At 37.7% G+C, this 17280-nt stretch carries 20 protein-coding genes; 12 read left to right on the top strand and 8 right to left on the bottom strand.

Annotated features, from left to right (window positions below; all coding sequences use genetic code 11):
• The first annotated feature begins 223 nt into the window (after positions 1–223).
• Both FTT98_RS08660 and FTT98_RS08655 read left to right on the top strand, forming a co-directional pair.
• Positions 224–793, top strand: coding sequence for a hypothetical protein (locus FTT98_RS08660; protein WP_180042250.1), 570 nt, complete (start codon positions 224–226; stop codon positions 791–793).
• Positions 794–1055: 262 nt separating this feature from the next.
• On the top strand, positions 1056–2216 hold the full coding sequence (locus FTT98_RS08655; protein WP_180177268.1) for an MFS transporter: 1161 nt from the start codon (positions 1056–1058) through the stop codon (positions 2214–2216).
• Between the two features lie 24 nt (positions 2217–2240).
• On the opposite strand, the gene FTT98_RS08650 is transcribed toward FTT98_RS08655, so the two are convergent.
• Complete coding sequence (locus FTT98_RS08650) at positions 2241–3671, bottom strand: GGDEF domain-containing protein (protein ID WP_180177267.1); 1431 nt, start codon at positions 3669–3671, stop codon at positions 2241–2243.
• A 251-nt stretch (positions 3672–3922) separates the two neighbouring features.
• Between FTT98_RS08650 and FTT98_RS08645 the strand changes: the two genes are divergently transcribed.
• Positions 3923–4405 carry a hypothetical protein gene (locus FTT98_RS08645; protein WP_168379494.1) on the top strand — a complete coding sequence of 161 codons (483 nt, stop codon included), beginning with the start codon at positions 3923–3925 and terminating at the stop codon, positions 4403–4405.
• 74 nt (positions 4406–4479) lie between these two features.
• Here the strand turns inward: FTT98_RS08645 and accC are convergent, their stop codons facing one another.
• From accC to aroQ, 3 genes are read right to left on the bottom strand one after another with little or no spacing between them, the layout of a single operon-like run.
• Positions 4480–5841, bottom strand: coding sequence for an acetyl-CoA carboxylase biotin carboxylase subunit (accC, locus tag FTT98_RS08640; protein WP_078190791.1), 1362 nt, complete (start codon positions 5839–5841; stop codon positions 4480–4482).
• A gap of 17 nt (positions 5842–5858) precedes the next feature.
• Positions 5859–6275 (bottom strand): acetyl-CoA carboxylase biotin carboxyl carrier protein, encoded by a 417-nt coding sequence (accB, locus tag FTT98_RS08635; RefSeq protein WP_078190790.1) that lies wholly within the window; start codon positions 6273–6275, stop codon positions 5859–5861.
• Positions 6276–6290: 15 nt separating this feature from the next.
• Positions 6291–6746, bottom strand: a complete 456-nt coding sequence (aroQ, locus tag FTT98_RS08630; protein ID WP_180022653.1) for a type II 3-dehydroquinate dehydratase — start codon at positions 6744–6746, stop codon at positions 6291–6293.
• Positions 6747–7864: 1118 nt separating this feature from the next.
• Here aroQ and FTT98_RS08625 point away from each other — a divergent pair.
• The 9 genes from FTT98_RS08625 (at position 7865) to FTT98_RS08585 (ending at position 13417) form a co-directional block, all read left to right on the top strand.
• Positions 7865–8233 carry a hypothetical protein gene (locus FTT98_RS08625; protein WP_078190788.1) on the top strand — a complete coding sequence of 123 codons (369 nt, stop codon included), beginning with the start codon at positions 7865–7867 and terminating at the stop codon, positions 8231–8233.
• Positions 8234–8248: 15 nt separating this feature from the next.
• Entirely contained in the window at positions 8249–8629 is a 381-nt protein-coding gene (locus FTT98_RS08620; protein ID WP_257230198.1) for a hypothetical protein, read from the top strand.
• A gap of 584 nt (positions 8630–9213) precedes the next feature.
• The gene (locus FTT98_RS08615; protein ID WP_180005523.1) at positions 9214–9474 is read left to right on the top strand and encodes a hypothetical protein; all 261 of its coding nucleotides are present in this window, start codon (positions 9214–9216) and stop codon (positions 9472–9474) included.
• 3 nt (positions 9475–9477) lie between these two features.
• Positions 9478–10233 (top strand): zeta toxin, encoded by a 756-nt coding sequence (locus tag FTT98_RS08610; protein WP_257230197.1) that lies wholly within the window; start codon positions 9478–9480, stop codon positions 10231–10233.
• Positions 10234–10273: 40 nt separating this feature from the next.
• Positions 10274–10519: a hypothetical protein gene (locus FTT98_RS08605; RefSeq protein WP_180008109.1), complete on the top strand. Its 246-nt coding sequence runs from the start codon at positions 10274–10276 to the stop codon at positions 10517–10519.
• Positions 10520–10759: 240 nt separating this feature from the next.
• On the top strand, positions 10760–11173 hold the full coding sequence (locus tag FTT98_RS08600; RefSeq protein ID WP_180054639.1) for a YeeE/YedE family protein: 414 nt from the start codon (positions 10760–10762) through the stop codon (positions 11171–11173).
• A gap of 2 nt (positions 11174–11175) precedes the next feature.
• The gene (locus FTT98_RS08595) at positions 11176–11595 is read left to right on the top strand and encodes a DUF6691 family protein (RefSeq protein WP_180054914.1); all 420 of its coding nucleotides are present in this window, start codon (positions 11176–11178) and stop codon (positions 11593–11595) included.
• Positions 11595–12479, top strand: a complete 885-nt coding sequence (locus FTT98_RS08590; protein ID WP_180177266.1) for an MBL fold metallo-hydrolase — start codon at positions 11595–11597, stop codon at positions 12477–12479. The genes FTT98_RS08595 and FTT98_RS08590 overlap by 1 nt, the downstream gene beginning before the upstream one ends.
• Before the next feature lie 176 nt (positions 12480–12655).
• Positions 12656–13417, top strand: a complete 762-nt coding sequence (locus FTT98_RS08585) for an alpha/beta fold hydrolase (RefSeq protein WP_180177265.1) — start codon at positions 12656–12658, stop codon at positions 13415–13417.
• Between the two features lie 45 nt (positions 13418–13462).
• On the opposite strand, the gene FTT98_RS08580 is transcribed toward FTT98_RS08585, so the two are convergent.
• From FTT98_RS08580 to tssK, 4 genes are read right to left on the bottom strand one after another with little or no spacing between them, the layout of a single operon-like run.
• Positions 13463–14419 carry a M15 family metallopeptidase gene (locus tag FTT98_RS08580; protein ID WP_180008112.1) on the bottom strand — a complete coding sequence of 319 codons (957 nt, stop codon included), beginning with the start codon at positions 14417–14419 and terminating at the stop codon, positions 13463–13465.
• Positions 14416–15087: a hypothetical protein gene (locus tag FTT98_RS08575; protein WP_180116904.1), complete on the bottom strand. Its 672-nt coding sequence runs from the start codon at positions 15085–15087 to the stop codon at positions 14416–14418. The genes FTT98_RS08580 and FTT98_RS08575 overlap by 4 nt, the downstream gene beginning before the upstream one ends.
• Positions 15088–15099: 12 nt before the next feature.
• On the bottom strand, positions 15100–15903 hold the full coding sequence (gene icmH, locus FTT98_RS08570) for a type IVB secretion system protein IcmH/DotU (protein ID WP_078190778.1): 804 nt from the start codon (positions 15901–15903) through the stop codon (positions 15100–15102).
• 9 nt (positions 15904–15912) lie between these two features.
• Positions 15913–17277, bottom strand: a complete 1365-nt coding sequence (gene tssK, locus FTT98_RS08565) for a type VI secretion system baseplate subunit TssK (RefSeq protein WP_180152698.1) — start codon at positions 17275–17277, stop codon at positions 15913–15915.
• Positions 17278–17280 lie beyond the last annotated feature (3 nt).

Genomic DNA, 17280 nt, shown 5'->3' with positions numbered 1-17280 from the left:
TTCAGCAAGTGTTTTTTCTGCTTTAATCGCAGCAAGTGCTACCTTAGCTTTAAAATCATTTGAATGATTTCTTCTTGGTCTACGTGCCATAAAATACTCCATATATTGATGTTTATAACATCATTTGGGGAGCAAAATATCACTTATAAGTGTTGTTCAAATTTCCTGATCCACCTCTTTCATTCGTAAACTCAAAATCGGCTATCTCCTAAATAACAAAGGAATGAGTTCAGTTCAGATAATTAAAAATTTAAGCACTGAAAAGATGGTGCTAGAAATATTTAAGAAAAAGGCGATCGTTGGTAAACATATGCATAGTAATAAATGTATGTTTAACAATAGAACGACGAATGAATGGCTGTCTGAAGATGATAGTGTTGAAGAGTTTATTTTTGAGCTTGTACGTATGGGCTGGATAAAATTGAATCGACCACCTGAAGAGAGTAGATTTTGGCAGATGATTCACGACGAAGATGGTAAAATGTTTGGAGTGTTTAATGCTGTTGAAAAAACTTTTATTTATGATTGGATTGCTGGCAAATCTATAGATCCTAAGCAAAATCAAGTGAATAATGAGTATGTGAAAAACTTCCTAGAGACCAATTCATTTAATTATTTAGCTAACCATGAAATGGCTGAGCTTAAGAAACAATTTGATGGAAATACGAATACAGGATATAAGATCAACAAACTTCTAAAGTATTTAGCGCCTCATATGCATCATCAAGAAATTGGTTTATGGAGTACCCAACGTATTGTTGAATGTTTATTTCCATCTCTAGCTCGTCAATAAAATAAATACTCCAAAAGATTTATAACTTTCATCGTCAAAAATAACCGCCTTCGGGCGGTTTTTCTTTTATGCGAAAAACAGTGATAAAATAGTGAAAATTAATGAGTTTTTAAAGCAGTCTACAAAAAATCAAAAAAAATATTTTTTTGCAATTTGTAGACTCATTTGTAGACTGTTGAGCTACAAATACAGCCAAATGAGTGCAATCTTATATAACCATTAACTTATTTAAGTGTTTGAAAATACAAGTGAATATAACCAAATGCAATCAATTCCAATCCAAACAAAACTAGGTGGATTCTACTTTTTCTATTATTCAATAGTGGGTACATTCATGCCGTATTGGAGTTTGTATTTAGAGGATCAAGGGTTTAATTATCAAGAAATAGGGGTTTTATCTTCGATTGCAATTGTGACACGTTTTTTTGCCCCATTTATTTGGGGTTGGATTGCAGATAAATCCGGCAAGCGCATGCTTTTAGTTCGAATCGCAACATGGATGGAAGCCTGTATTTGGTTTCTGATTTTTATAATTCCCAACAGTTTTCAATCTGTTGCATTACTCATGCTGGTTTTTAGTTTCTTTCAAAATGCTATATTGGCTCAGTTTGAAGGAGTAACTTTATTTTGGTTAGCTGAGCGGCGTGCAGAACTTTATGGAAAAGTCAGAAAATGGGGATCAGTTGGTTTCATTGTTGGGGTATTTGGAATAGGGGCTTTGCTAGAAATAATACCTGTTTCCATGCTTCCTATCATGTTGTTATGCATTGCATTTCTCGCATTTATTTGGTCATTTACGATTAAAGAGCCCGCTACTGCACCATCTTCACAGAAAAAACTTGAACCACTTTGGCCTATCTTAAAACGGCCTATTGTAGCGAGTTTTTTTATCATTGAATTTTTTCTGCTCTTTTCGCATGCACCGTTTTATAGTTTTTATAGCAATTACCTTAAGCAGGCCGATTTTTCGACGAGCCAAATCGGTTTTTTATGGTCTGTCGGAGTCATTGCGGAAATCATTATGTTTGCCTATGCCAATGTCTTTTTTAATCGATATTCTTGGCGTAACTTAGTGCTCATTTGTTTGGGGCTAACAGGGATGCGATGGTTGATTGTAGGCTTATATCCGACGGTGTTTATCACTCAATTTGCTGCGCAAACGATTCATGCATTTAGTTTTGGATTATTCCACTTAATCGCGATGCGAATCATTTTTCAAAATTTTACCGCAAGTCAACAAGGGCGTGGTCAAGCGCTATACAGTACCATGTGGGGCTTAGGTGTTGCGAGTGGCAGTATTTTAGCAGGACGATATTGGGACATGCTTTCGGGACCCGTTATTTTTATGATCGCAGGACTGGCGGTTATACCTGCCATGTTTTTGGTCGTGGGCTTGCCTAAAACGAACCAAAAGCCAGCTTGAAACAATTCAGTATATTGAAAAGTCTCAATGGACTAAAATCACTTGATTACGGCCGAGTTCTTTAGCTTGATATAATGCCTGATCAGCTTGATTAATCATACTTTGCAAACTTGGAGCATTGGGCAAAGACTGGTGTATTAGGCCGATACTCACAGTAATATATATTGTATTTTGTTCATCGATACTAATTGGTGTGGTTTCAACGACTTTTCGGATACGTTCAGCGATACCTTGGGCTTCAGGTGCTGCAATGTTGGTAAGTAATACACTAAACTCTTCTCCCCCAATTCGTGCAAATAAATCAGTTTCACGTAAATTCTTACGCACAATACTCGAAAATTCTTGTAAAACTTGGTCACCGACATAATGCCCATATTGATCATTTAATTGTTTAAAATGATCAATATCCATCATGATAATGGAAAAGTTAAGCTGAATTTGGTTTTGTAGGTAAAGCTCACCTTGCTCGAAAAAATATCGACGATTCATCGCATGCGTTAAACTATCATGATTTGCAAGGTATAAAACCTCTTTATATAGTTCGTGCCGATTTCGGCTAATAATACAAAGAATTAACGGCGAGAGAATCAGCATGGCTAGGCCAATACGAACTGAAATTGCTGTCGATAAATAGGCTAATGAAGAATCGTGTAAGTAGAACGCATTTAAATTGTAATAGGTCGCTAAAATTACCACGGCATTAATCAGTGATAAGGTAAATAATCGATAGGTTAATGCTGCCCAAATTAGAGCCGCTAAAGGGTAGAGAATTGCCCCTGGACCTGCAGAAACGGCTGTTAAAAATACACAGAAGACAACTGCAATTGCCGGAAATATTTTATTGATCTGAAAGCTTTGATGACGTCGATCTTTGAAATAAAGTTTAAGATCGGCCAGTTTAGGAAAAGACAGAATAAGCGGTAATATAATCAGCGCATTCAATATTTCGGTAATCCACCACATACCAAAATCAATCGACAATCGATCGGTCGACATAAACGTATTGGGAATATAAGGCACGGTGAAAATAGCAAAAAGTGCACCCGCAAGGCATCCACCACAGGCGATGATGACAATCATGGTCAGAAAGGTGAAACCTTTATTATAGTTTTGATAGTTCACCTGAAAATATCGCATAAAAAATAACGATACCATGCTGTTGGTTAAATTTGAAAAAGTAAGAAATAGGGTGAGTTGGAAATAATTGCCTGTCACTAAATCTGGGAGCATATAACCGGTAAATGCACCTAACCATCCTCCCAGATTACTCAGTTTAGGGAACCTTAAGAATATTGCTAACAATACTGCATTCGCAGGCCAAAAAATCGCTAAATAGCTTAATGGGCGGCTGAAAATACCGACTAAGCAGCAGCAAAGAATAACTGCAGCGACTATGACAAAAGCCATGCTGTGGCGTGCATTAAGCGGAGCAAGACTATTCGAATGCAGTTTCATTAGCTTATGTAAGCCTAAGTTAAATATGGGAGAATTCGTTTTTTTCGAATATTAAACGATAAAAAAGATTTTATATTATTTTATTGTAAATAGTGTGATTTGTTTGGCATTTAGCTGATTTGTAGTTTCGTTAACGGAGATTGATTTTCTGGATAAAGATGAAAAATGATTGTTATGAAAATGTGATAAACCGCGGATTTGTAAAAAAATGTGTTACTTTAAGAGCATGATTTATATGACTGATTAAATGTATGAAAATAGCATATCTTACAGTTTTACTCATGTTGAGTTCATCGTTGGTGATGGCGGCAGATAATAAGAATACAACTCAAAATTCAGAGGCTAAAAATCAAGTTGAAGCTATAAATAGCTTTAGGGTGACAACACGTTCTGAATTGGTTGGCTTATGGGGCATGGAAATTCCGACCAACAAAAAGTGCGTCGAATATTATAATTTTAAGAGCAATAATGATGTAGTGATCAAAAGTGGTGAAGAGTGGTCATCTGGGGTATATGACTATCAACCTGCGCAAGATCCGAATGTGCAAATTCCAGCACTGATTTTACAAGTAAAATATGACAATAATCAGATGGATTGTTCGGGCAATATTCAAGATCAAACCGGCGAAATTTCACAGTACTTTGTAAAGTGGAAAAGTCCATCGGTTATTAATTTCTGTGCCAATGATCAGGCTCAGCAGTGTTTTGCGACATTGCGTCGAGTTTTGCCTTAAGTATGACATATTGATATTTCTTCTTATGAAAATAAAAAACCACTCATTTGAGTGGTTTTTTTGACGTTGAAGATTTATTTATCTTCATGTCCTTCGACTTTTTTCAATAAATGCTTTTCAAGATAGTGAATATCCATAGCTTGTTCGCAGAAATTTTTATCTTGAAGAATCAAATCTTTATGTAGCGGAATATTGGTTTTCACGCCAGTTAAGATAATCTCTTCTAGGGCTTGTTTCATGCGCGCAATAGAGGTGTCACGATCTTTACCATGCGCAATGAGTTTTGCAATCATTGAATCATAGTATGGTGGGATGCTATATCCTTGATAGATATGAGAATCTAGTCGGATACCTGCGCCACCCGGTGCATAAAAATGGTCGATTTTACCCGGTGAAGGCATAAATGTAGATGGATCTTCTGCATTAATACGACATTCAATCGCATGACCTTTAAGTTGAATATCTTCTTGTTGAAGATCCAAACCTAAGCCAGCAGCAATGCGTAATTGTTGCTCGATAATATCCACACCAGTTACTTGCTCAGTAACAGGATGTTCTACTTGTACACGAGTATTCATTTCAATAAAGAAGAATTCACCTTCTTCAAATAAGAACTCAAATGTACCAGCACCACGGTATTGCATTAATTTACAAGCATTTACACATGCTTCAAGAATATGCGCACGTGCTTCTTCAGGTAAACCCGGTGCAGGCGCTTCTTCAAGCACTTTTTGATGGCGACGTTGCAATGAACAGTCACGATCATAAAGGTGAATTGCATGGCCATTACCATCTGCAAGAACTTGCACTTCGACATGGCGTGGCTTTTGAAGGAAACGTTCCATATAAACGGTGTCGTCACCAAACCACATTTCCGCATCACGTTGAGCAGCTTGTACAGATTCGAGTAGCGTGTCTACACGTTCAACGATACGCATACCACGACCACCACCACCAGAGGCAGCTTTTACGATCAATGGAAATCCAATTTCTTTGGCTTCTGCCAATGCATTGTGAATCGTTACAGCATGGTCACAACCCGGAACAGTCGGTACACCAGCTTTTTTCATCGCAATAATGGCAGAAACTTTGTTCCCCATTAAGCGAATGTGTTCAGGACGCGGACCGATAAAGATAAAACCTGAGTTTTCTACAATTTCTGCAAACTCAGCGTTTTCAGATAAGAAACCATAACCTGGATGGATGGCATCTGCACCGGTGATTTCAGCCGCTGTAATAATGGCAGGGATATTGAGATAACTTTCGCTGCTGGCACCTGGTCCAATGCACACAGCTTCGTCACAGAAGCGTAAGTGCATTAGGTCTTTGTCGGCATCGGAATAAATCCCTACGGTTTTAATTCCTAAAGTTTTGCAAGCGCGGGTGATGCGGAGCGCAATCTCACCACGGTTTGCAATTAAAACTTTTTGCAACATTGTGATTCCCCGTGGTCTTAAGCGCGATAGCGGAATAATGGTTGACCGAATTGGATCACTTCGCCATTTTTAACCAAAATTTCTTCAATTACACCGCTTTGAGTTGCTTCAATTGGGTTCATGATTTTCATTGCTTCGATGATACCGAGTGTTTCACCAGCAGATACAGTTTGACCAACTTTCACAAATGGTGCTTCACCTGGATTTGGCGCAGCATAGAACACACCAACCATAGGAGACGGCTCAACAGCACCACGTGGTGAACGAGGTGCAGCAGGCGCAGCGGCAGGAGCAGCCATAGCAGGCGCAGCGGCAGCAACTACTGGATTGCGACGAGTTAGAGCAATCGATTGATCGCCTTCTTTAACTTCAATCGCCTGTAAGTCAGATTCAATCATCAAATCGATGAGTTTCTTGATTTTACGGATATCCATGAACAGTATTCCTAATTAAGATTGAGAAGTTGGTTGAATTTTTTCGATGGCGAAGTCTAGTGCTGCGGCATAGCCTTTTGCACCTAAACCACAAATAACGCCAACGGCTTTATCAGATAGATAGGAGTGATGTCTAAATGCTTCGCGAGCGTGGACATTTGATAGATGTACTTCGATAAACGGAATGGCTACACCAAGAAGGGCATCACGCACAGCAACCGAAGTATGTGTTAGGGCTGCTGGGTTAATAATGATGAATTGAACGCCTTCTTGTTGCGCTTGATGAATTCGGTCGACGACAGCGCCTTCCCAATTACTTTGGAAAGTGTCGAGAGAAATGGAAGCGTTTTGAGCCTGTGAAATCAGTTTTTGGTTGATATCATCGAGTGTTAGATAGCCATAAACTTCGGGTTCACGTTTTCCCAGTAAGTTGAGATTCGGTCCATGAATGACCAAAATGGTCGAGCTCATTTAGCCTGCTCCAATAAAAAGTTGCAAATTTACTTTGCAAGATACCTGCAAAGTTTGCTCATTATGGCATAAAATCCCACATTTTTTTTATAATTTCTTTGAATTGACGTGAAAAGCATGTGCCGAGAATGGGCTATATAATGCGAACTTTGCAGAGAATTGGCAATGTTAAAAGATTACATTTTTATCATTATATTGTAGGACATCATTTTAAACCCAATTGGCTAAAACTGTTGATATCTTTTGTGTAAACTTGCTTTATCGTGGTGCGTACGTTTAGCAATAACCAGTACAAATGATCTGAAAGGTGAGATGGCCTGTACATTTGTCTTATAGATCGTCAGTTGAACTGCCTACGCATGCATAGTCGTAAAGATGGTATTTATACAGCGACTTAAAAAATTCTAAGGTTTAACTTATTTCACGCGTAAAGGAATCTAAATTGTTCTCAGTTTTCAATCGAGTTATTTGAAAGAATAAATCAGGTTTGTGTGCTAAGTATATAAAAATTAAAAGATAGTTACTTTTTCTATGGTTTATAAAGCATATTTCTAGGCCAATAAAAGGTTTTCATAAATGATAGGGCTCACGCTAGATATTTTGTTTGCCTCAGTGAATTGAATATTCTGTGGGAGCATTTCCTTATAAGTAGGCAGCTTTAGATAAGCTGAGCATCTATTGCCTAGCTACGTCATACTTTATAGTCCTATATATAAGCGTATTAACCATCCTGTGTATTTTCTAGTCAGTGTTTTGAATGTATGAAGCGTGCAAGGCATTGACGATTTCTTTCATAAATCATGTAAGTTTGGAAAATCGGGTATTTGTCCAAATTTGCACAGGCATTGGCAAAAGTTAAATCTGTGGCGGTAAAGAAGCTTGCTGTTTGCATGCTGATTCTATTTTTTATTCGTCTATTTCTATGTTTTAGCGGTATATGTGTTGAATAAGTTTCCTTTCTTCTTGTTTATACTTTTAGGTGGAATCTACCGCATTGAGTCTTTTTCTATAAATGAATTGATAAAACAAGGCTCGAATGCTTTCGCACGGAAAAAATTTATCTATATAAGTGTAATTCACGGTAGAATGCCCGAAACCTATATGGCCTGAGAACAAACATGGCAAAACATACGCAAAATTCATCACCTTTGGCAGAACTGATTGCAGAACAAAAACTTTTATGTGAAGAAGTGGGTTCTGCATATGTAGAAGTGCAGGGCGATGATGTAATTGCTGTGGCTGTCCATACCTTAAATAAAGATCCAATAGTTGGTATTCGTAAGCCTGCAGAAGGTGATGAAAATGTCAGTTGGTATATTTATGGCGGCGAGCTTGAAGGCGCAGATAACTTTGAAACAATGACTGTGCGTAAACTGCAAGATGTTGTGCCTGAAGTGCTACCGTATTTAGCTTTGGATGTGGGCTATCGTTTTATGATCGATGCTGATGATTATGAAGATGTCTGGAAAGAAGGTGATGAGGCTTAATTTATGCATTCTCCGATGATGTATAAAATTTATGTCCTTATTTTCTCTGTGTTTATTGCATCTGTAATACATGCAAATGTGAATGAAGCGTTTACTCCACAACTGACTCAAGCTGAATATAATGCTCAGATACAAGCATATACTGAGCAAATTAATTCAACCAAAGCCATTTTGGATGACCCTGCATCTACAGCAACGGGTCAGCAGCAAACTCAAGCTTTTTGTTTAAGATTGAATGCATATCGGCAGATTTTAGAAATATCTCAGCAAAACTCAGCTCTTGAAATGGCCAATCTAATGCAAGTGGCTTCACAGCACTATTTACAACAACAGCAACAGAGTATGCAGTCATCTGGCTTAAACGAAAGTGCATTTTGTTCGAGTCCTACAAAATAATTTAGGTTTAAATTTCTCTTCTTAAACTTTTGGGCTCTAGTCTAACTTTCTTTCATTTTGTTCTATTTTTCATAATTCGAAATGGTCTAATATTTCAAAATTATTACAGCATTATTCACTATAGGTGCAGTTTCTAACAATATTAGAAGTTGAAAATGTAGATTGTCAGAAAATGATATGAAATATGCTTAAAATGATAAGTACATCACATTATTATGATCAGGTTAGAACGATTTATATGCAACAAACATCCCTGGTCCTGTTGCATAGGTCAGTACTAATACATCAACTTGTTGATGTCGTTCTCTTTTGGCCACTGAATAAGTGGCTATTTTTTTGTGAAAAATTAAATGCTTAATTGGGTGATAAATCTAATGTAGGTAACTTTTACATAATTCTTGATTAACTATTCACACACATTGATTCATATACGACATTCTTTTCGAGCAATACAATTAAATGATTTAAGCACTTTGAATTTTTATCAATTTCTTCTCAGGATGACTGATGGATAAATAGACAAATATTGCGAGTATGATAAGATGATTGAACACATTATTTTTGATGTTTGAGGAGTTGTTTACATGACAGCTTATACTTCAGTAATGAAAGCAAGCCAATATGAGGACGATATGATCCCGAGCCTTGCTATCCATGCATTTCGCCATGCTTTTGAACAAGCAAGTGCGTCATCCACTGTGGTTTATGTAAAAGGTTTACAACTGGTTCAACGTCTGCAAAATGGTCAAGAAGTACAATTAAAAGATGTATCAGCCGACTTTGTACAAGTGGATGATCTACCAAAAATTTTAAAACGAAAAAAGAAAATAGAGGAAATTGTTTAATACATGCCTCCACAACCTCGCATTAGAATGTTCGCGGGTCCAAATGGTTCAGGTAAAAGCACAGTTAAAGAATATTTATTGCCCCATCATATTGGGGCATATTTAAATGCGGATGAACTCGAAGCTCAACTGAAACATTCACACCGGCTCAATTTGTTGGATTACCATCCCGCTTTAAAATCAGAAGCATTAATTGACTTTCTAGATACGAAAAAACGTCCCGCGAATGGAGCATTTATTCCTCTATTAGCACGTAAACCTCAGATATTAGATCCGTGGAAAATTGAGTTTCATCCAGACCAGATTGACTCATATCTTTGTGCAAGAATTATTGATTATATCCGTTTGCAGTTTTTAGAACTAAAAATTAGTTTTACCTTTGAAACAGTGATGTCCCATATTTCAAAGGTGGAGTTTCTACGCGAAGCAAAAAGAAAAGGCTTTCGAACCTATCTGTATTATGTTTCCACTATTGATCCTGTTATCAATATTTCACGTGTTCAGTACCGAGTGAAAACGGGTGGACATGGCGTGCCAGAACAAAAAATTCGTGAACGTTATTATCGAAGTATGGATTTGTTAATGCAGGCGGTAGAAGCAACGGATCGAAGTTATTTATTTGATAACTCTGCCGATGGACAGCATGCGTCTTTCATTGCGGAAATTGAACAAGCTGAAATTTTAAAGATGAATTCGGGTATTCAGCGTTTACCGTGGTGGTTTGTAGATAAGGTGCTCAAAGAGTTTGAACCGAAGTAATATCAATCGTAAGTGATATAAAAAACAACAGGATAACTCTATGCAAAATATAGACAATGAATTACAACAACATTCAAACTCATCTCCATTAGATCAAACGGATCTAGATCAAGTCATTGAGCAGCAAGCTGAACAAGAACAGCAAAAAAACAATTCATCATTTGATCCTTTATCTTCTCTAGATTTGACCGACTTAGCTGAAATTGGTTCGAATATTATAGAATTGGGTTCAGATGCTTTAACATGGGTGAGCGATGCACTCAGCGATATCAGTATTGATCTATAAATTATCTATTATTTCAATTAACTTCATAATAAACAGCCTTTATTGAAAAATCTCCGAGGAAATATTCCGTGATTTTTCAAGTTTATAAATTATTTCTAAATAAATTAATCAAATACCTTTGAACCGTTAAATTATTAAATTAGGAAAAGGCAAATTAGAACGAATATTTCGGCGTGAGAGCTTGCATCTTTTTCTAAATAACATATTATAAAAACATATAATGTTTTGTGGCTGATGAATATGCATCCATTTCTAACTGCTTTTCTCGGTGGGACCTTATTGGGCCTGGCCGCAGTTGGCTACCTATACGTACATGGTCGAATCGCAGGTATCAGTGGTTTAATTGCGCAAACGCTGAATCGCCAAACGATTTTAAAAACACCCGCGATCTGGTTTTTAGCAGGACTTTTTATTGTGCCTTTTATCTACGGGCAATTGACCTCTGTGACAATCGAGCTGGATGCAAGTCCATGGATGATGATCATTGCCGGTGTTTTGGTTGGATTCGGAACTCGATTAGGCTCAGGTTGTACTAGCGGTCATGGCATTTGCGGTATTAGTCGTCTTTCTAAGCGTTCATTCTTTGCAACTGCTAGTTTTATGTTGGCTGGGATTATCACAGTTTATGTAATGAGACATGTAATCGGAGCTTAATGATGAAAAATATATTGGCTTTTATTTTTGGTGGAATTTTCTCATTAGGTTTAATGATTTCGGGCATGTCTAATCCAGAAAAGGTCTTAAGTTTCCTTGATATTACAGGGCAGTGGGATGCGAGTTTAGCTTTTGTGATGATGGGAGCCATTGCAGTTGCATTTATTCCATTTCAAATGGTAGTTCGTCAATCAAAACCGACAACCTTTGATAGGAAGGCGATTGAATTACCGAGTAATAATCAAATTGATGCAAAACTCGTCATGGGGAGTGTTATCTTTGGAATAGGTTGGGGGATTGCAGGGATTTGTCCTGCGCCAGCCTTTACTTTGATCGGGCTTGGCTATTATCAAGCGATTTATTTTGTTATAGCGATGTTTGCAGGCGTCTATCTACATCGAAAATTTGCGGGAGCAAATTAATGTCAAAGCGTGCACAGGTACAACCTTTTTTTGATGAAAATACCAATACATTTAGTTATGTGGTATCCGATCCGCAAACAAACCGATGTGCGATTATAGACAGTGTATTGGATTATGATGCTGCTTCTGCAACTACTCAAACGAAGCATGCAGATTTGATTATTCGTTATATTCAAGAAAATAGCCTAAGCGTAGAATGGATTTTAGAAACGCATGTGCACGCAGATCACTTAACCGCATCTCAATATTTAAAACAGGTTCTTGGTGGCAAAATTGCGATGAGCCATAACATCAAGATTGTGCAGGAAACATTCAGCGCCATTTATAATTTTGATGTGAAATATTTTAATTCACATCAGTCTTTTGATTATTTATTTGCAGATCATGAGGCATTTAAAATCGGTGAGTTAAAGGCCTATAACATTCCAACGCCTGGACATACACCTGCTTGTCTGAGCTATGTGGTTGGTGATGATGCTGTGTTTGTCGGTGATACCTTATTTATGCCTGATTATGGCACAGCACGCTGTGATTTTCCCAAGGGCAGTGCAGCAGTATTATTCGATTCAGTACAAAAGATTTATCAGTTAGCACCTGAAATGCGCTTGTTTTTATGCCATGACTATTTACCAGAAAATCGGTCAGAATACTGCTGTGAAAGCAGTGTACATGCGCAAAAACAGCAGAATATTCATATCCACGTTGGTACGAAAAAAGAAGATTTTGTCAAAATGCGAACTCAGCGTGACGCAAAATTGGCTATGCCAAAACTGATTTTACCTGCAATACAAATCAATATGGATGCAGGTAAATTTCCAAAACCAGAAGGGAATGGTATTCGCTATTTAAAAATTCCTTTTAATCACTTTAAATCTGCAAATTAAAGACAAAGATCTTTTAGGTTGATTGCGGTTGGCTATTTTATTTATAAAATAGCCTAAGCAAGTTAAATCATATACCACATACAAATAGCCTAAGTAAGACTAATAATTTTTAACTGTCATTTGATTTCATTCCATCAACTAGGCATCATAATATCAACATAGCAAAGTATTCAAAAATGATCCTAAATTACGAATATCATCAAAAATTAGAGGGCGAAACGCATCCACTAGTCTTTATTCACGGTTTATTTGGCAGCCTCAGTAACTTAGGGATGCTTGCCAGAGCTTTTCAAAATTCACATTCTGTCATTCAGCTTGATTTACGAAACCATGGTAAATCACCTCAAAGTACAGAAATGGATTATCGTGAGATGGCAAACGATGTACTTGAGACATTAGATGCGATTGGCATCGATAAGTTCTCAGTGATTGGCCATTCCATGGGTGGCAAGGTCGCAATGCAATTGGCTTTAATCTCAGAGCGGGTAGTGCAACTTGTTGTACTGGATATCGCGCCCTTTGCATATCAAGAACGTCATCATGATGAAATATTTAAAGCTTTGATCGCTGTACAAAATGCACAAATTCAATCTAGACAACAAGCGGTTGAAATTATGCGTGAGTATATTCATTTCGATATGGTGATACAGTTTCTGCTCAAGTCTTTTAGCAAAGGACAATGGTTGTTTAATGTAGATGCGTTGTATAAACAATATGACCAGATTATTGGTTGGGAAAATATTGAAAATACTTGGCAACAGCCTGTATTGTTCATCAAAGGTGGACAATCACCTTATATTTCAAAAGCGGAACATACTAAGGCGATAGAACACCAATTTCCACATGCGAAAATTGTAGAAATAGAAGGTGCAGGCCATTGGTTACATGCAGAAAAAACAACTGAAGTTATAGAGCAAATACAAAATTTTTTAAATTAATACGGTGTGCCTTCAAATATATTTTGCAGGCACAACATCGAAATATTACTCAATCGAAATGTTATTGGCTTGAAGCTGACCTTCAGAGGTGAGTAATGCCGCCATCTCTGCAGTTTTTTTCAGGCCTGGCATACGATATTCTGTATGACCATAATCTTGAATAGATTTCCAGCGTCCACCCCATGTTAAACCGACAGACTCAGCGGCTTGACCATAAAGTTGATAACCACGCATAGCCCAAGGATCTCGCTCAGTAATGACCACTTTGCCATTGCGTTTAAAGGCGACATCGGCTGCTAAACCAAACTGATGATAACTTTGGAAACCACGCGCACGAGTGGTATTTTTATTGGTGGCTAAATTATTTTGACGCTCTGGACTACGATAACCTTCAAGCAAAACCATTTCATAACCATGTTGTTCACGCATGATTTTGAACACCATCAATAAACGCTGCTTATAACGTGGGTTCATTTTATGCCATTTACGATCTGCTGAAGGCACATCTGTAGAGTATGAATGCGTATGGATATCTTGAACTTCTGGGTTAAAGCTTGAAGCCATAACAGATGGCTGCTCAATCATTGCCGCTTCTTCAGCGATTGCTTCTTGAACAAGATATTCTTCGACTTCAGGAGGCGCATCTAAAACCTGTCCATCGAGCATGGCGTAAATTTGTGGATCGACTTTACGTAAATAATCCGCTTCAACTTTGCTTGCAGTAATCGGGCGAGTAAAAGCAAATAATAAAATACTGGCAAACAGTAAGAAGCCTGCAAATAAAATCCACCATTGTTGTAAATGCCAGTGTGATTGAATCTGTTGTGGTGCTGCAGCATAGTTCAGTTCATAAGCAAAATTTTTGGCGTGTTGAATTCTTTTTTTACTTTGTGGAATGATTTGAAAGAAAAAATCTTGAACTTTAATTCTTAGCTCATAAGAAAAGCAAAGCACTGTCACCAGTGCTAAGACAAAGAAACAACTAACCAAAAAAATGATCATGGAGAAACTGTAGCGCTCACAGTCGCATTGGCAGTGCTTGTTGCAGCAACCACTTTTGGACGTTTGGTTTCAGAAATTTGCGTTCCGCCCATCGGTTCTTCGAAGTGCTCATCTTCTTTTACTGCTTTCGTAGATGGCTCTGTAGGCTTGGTCACCTTGGCTGTTGTTGGCGCAGCTTTAGGTTTTGCTAATGTGGTTGGAATATGTTGTTTAACGGTTGTTGTAGCAGCTACAACAGGGCGCTGCGGTTGGGTAATTTCAAAAGGCGAACGGTTATTCGCTACAGCTTGAACAGGCTGAGTCACTTTTGTTGTATTTCCATGATTGAAAGCGGTAGCTAAATCATTCGAATATAAACCATTATCCGGATCTTTTTCTTCAGTTGCATGAACGGTTTGCGGTGCTTTTTCAGCTGAAGCTTGTTCATTTTCACTTTGACGGGGCGCAGCGGATACCTCAGTTTCAGTTTTATCTTCAGTTGAGGTAGAAGTAGTCATCTCTGTATTTGCAGGCTGATCGTCAGAACTTAGATAAAAATATCCCAGGCCAGCAACAATAATGACCGCTGCACCAACAAGAAAGCCAATCGCAGCATGAGCTAAAGGCGGTAAATTATTCTTTTGAGTCGACTGTAAAATTCTAACGTTATTCGATTTTTCGTTTGCCATGGTGTCTAAGTCTTATGGTAAATGAATGGTGATATAAGCCTGTTCCGATGGTGCAGTTATGACATTTTGATATTGTGATAACGCCTGATTATTTTGACTGGATAACATATATTTCAGTCCACCAAATGCTAATACAGCAAACAAAGCCCAAAAGATAATGATCCAAAAAAATGGTAATTCACGGTGAATAATGTTTTTAATTTGATCCGGCAGTGCCGCGAAAGGCGAAAACGCCTTTTTACCTTTCATATAATCAATTTCATCACCGACACGTGCAACGAGTGAATTGAGCATTTCAATCGATTCAAGTCGGTATTTACCATGAAAACCAAGGAGCATGCAGTAATGATAAACTTCAAGTGCTGCTAAACGATCTTTATTCTTAGAACGAATTTGCTCTAAATTTTCGAAAAAGCGGTAACCCGCAAGCTGTGAACCAAAAAGACTTAATTGCAATGGATTCATCATCCAATTGTTTTGTAAATCAAAAAAGCGTGCATCTTGTTGGGTGACAATGGTTTCATCTAATAAAGCGCAATAGGCATATTTTGCGTCCGTGATATCTTCATTGCTGAATTGAAGCTTACGGGCTTGGCTTTCAAATCGGTTTAATAGATCCATAATTTTTGTCCTGAAACTTTCAGGGCTGGATGGAACATATTGATTTTTGAGTAAGAAAACAATGTAAAACCCATCATGCAGTAGATCAACTAAATTAGTTGAACTGTTGATTTTCGGTTCAGCACTTGGTTTTGAAGAGCCTAATCCTATTTGACCGTCGTCAAAAAGTGAAGGGGCATTATTTGAAATATTCATGATTGCTCCTTAACCATTCATCACAGCAATAAGTTCAATCGAGATATCTTGGAAGCCAGCTGGTATGTAAACGCAGATGGATTCAGAATCAAGCATACGTTGATACAAATCATTATTTGGCTCAACTTCAAAATAACTCACACCTGAACGTACCGGAATTGCTGTTGGCACTTGCATCATATGTTGCAATGGCACAGCCGGTAATGCCGCCATGACACGCTGTTCAACATCAACGGTATTACCGACTTTAAAGCGCAGCGGTACATAAGAAATAATGTCATGTGTAGGCATCACACTACTTGAAACAGCTAAATACAGGCGAGAATCGCGAGTAATTTTGTCACTTTCAAGGCTGCCCACCCAGTAGGATTGACGCGTTTCTTTCAAGTTAATACTGATATATCGATTTGAAATAATCGTATCGAGCAACTCACGTAAAATCACATCTAATTGAGCAAAACTTTCTTGCAAATTATGATGTTGATACTGTGGGAGTTGATCTACTTCATAAGCTGTAGAGAAGGTGAGTAAAGAACCTGTCAGACGTAATAATTCAAAATATAAACGTTCAGGATGAATCAGTGGATATTGCAATAAATGGTTCAGGGTTGCATGCGCAGTATTTAGCGCATTAACCAACCAAAATGACACGATATCACCTGAACGGAATTCAATTAACTTTTGTTCGTTTTCACGATTATTCGATTGAATGGTTTTTATTTTAGCTTTGATAATATTTAGCGTTCGTTTAAGCCCCGTAATCAGCGAATCACACGAACTAATATGTAATATTGGTGGGATAAATTGATAATCTAAAACAAAATTACCAGAACTTTGGCGCTTGATTCGGCCAATAGGCATGTAAAGGAAACCATCAAGATTATGCTGTGGTTCTTGACCTAATTCAAAGATTTTAAACTCTGCACGGCGGCGTAATAAAGTGATTTCAGCAGCCGTCGCATCTGTAAACAAATCATGAGTTTCAGTCAAATGTGAATGATAGCGACTCGATTGGGTATTTTCTTCAAAATTGACGTTTCGTTTATTCGGTTGAACGATCGGTAATGCTAAATAAATTTGCATTTCACCACGTAAATTTAATGAATCAAGTAGTACAGGCTCAGGTAATAAATCTTGTGCAGGTGCTTGATAAATCTCGCCATCTTGCCAAATCATTTCGACTTTATTCAAAGCCAAAATATTGGTACTGAGTTGTGATTCATCAAAAATTAAACTTTGAATACCATAAGCGAACGGTATCGTTGCGCGAACCGTATGGTTTAAACGCTGTTCATGATAAGCATCTTGTAATTGAAAGTGTTGTGGGCGTAAAAATAATCCTTCACCCCATAAAATTTTTTCTGCTTTAAACATTGT

Origin of the sequence: Acinetobacter sp. YH12039 (genome assembly GCF_013420015.1) — a bacterium.
Lineage (GTDB): Bacteria > Pseudomonadota > Gammaproteobacteria > Pseudomonadales > Moraxellaceae > Acinetobacter > Acinetobacter amyesii.
The sequence above is the reverse complement of the archived record's forward strand: the minus strand, read 5'-3'. Positions and strand labels throughout refer to the sequence as shown.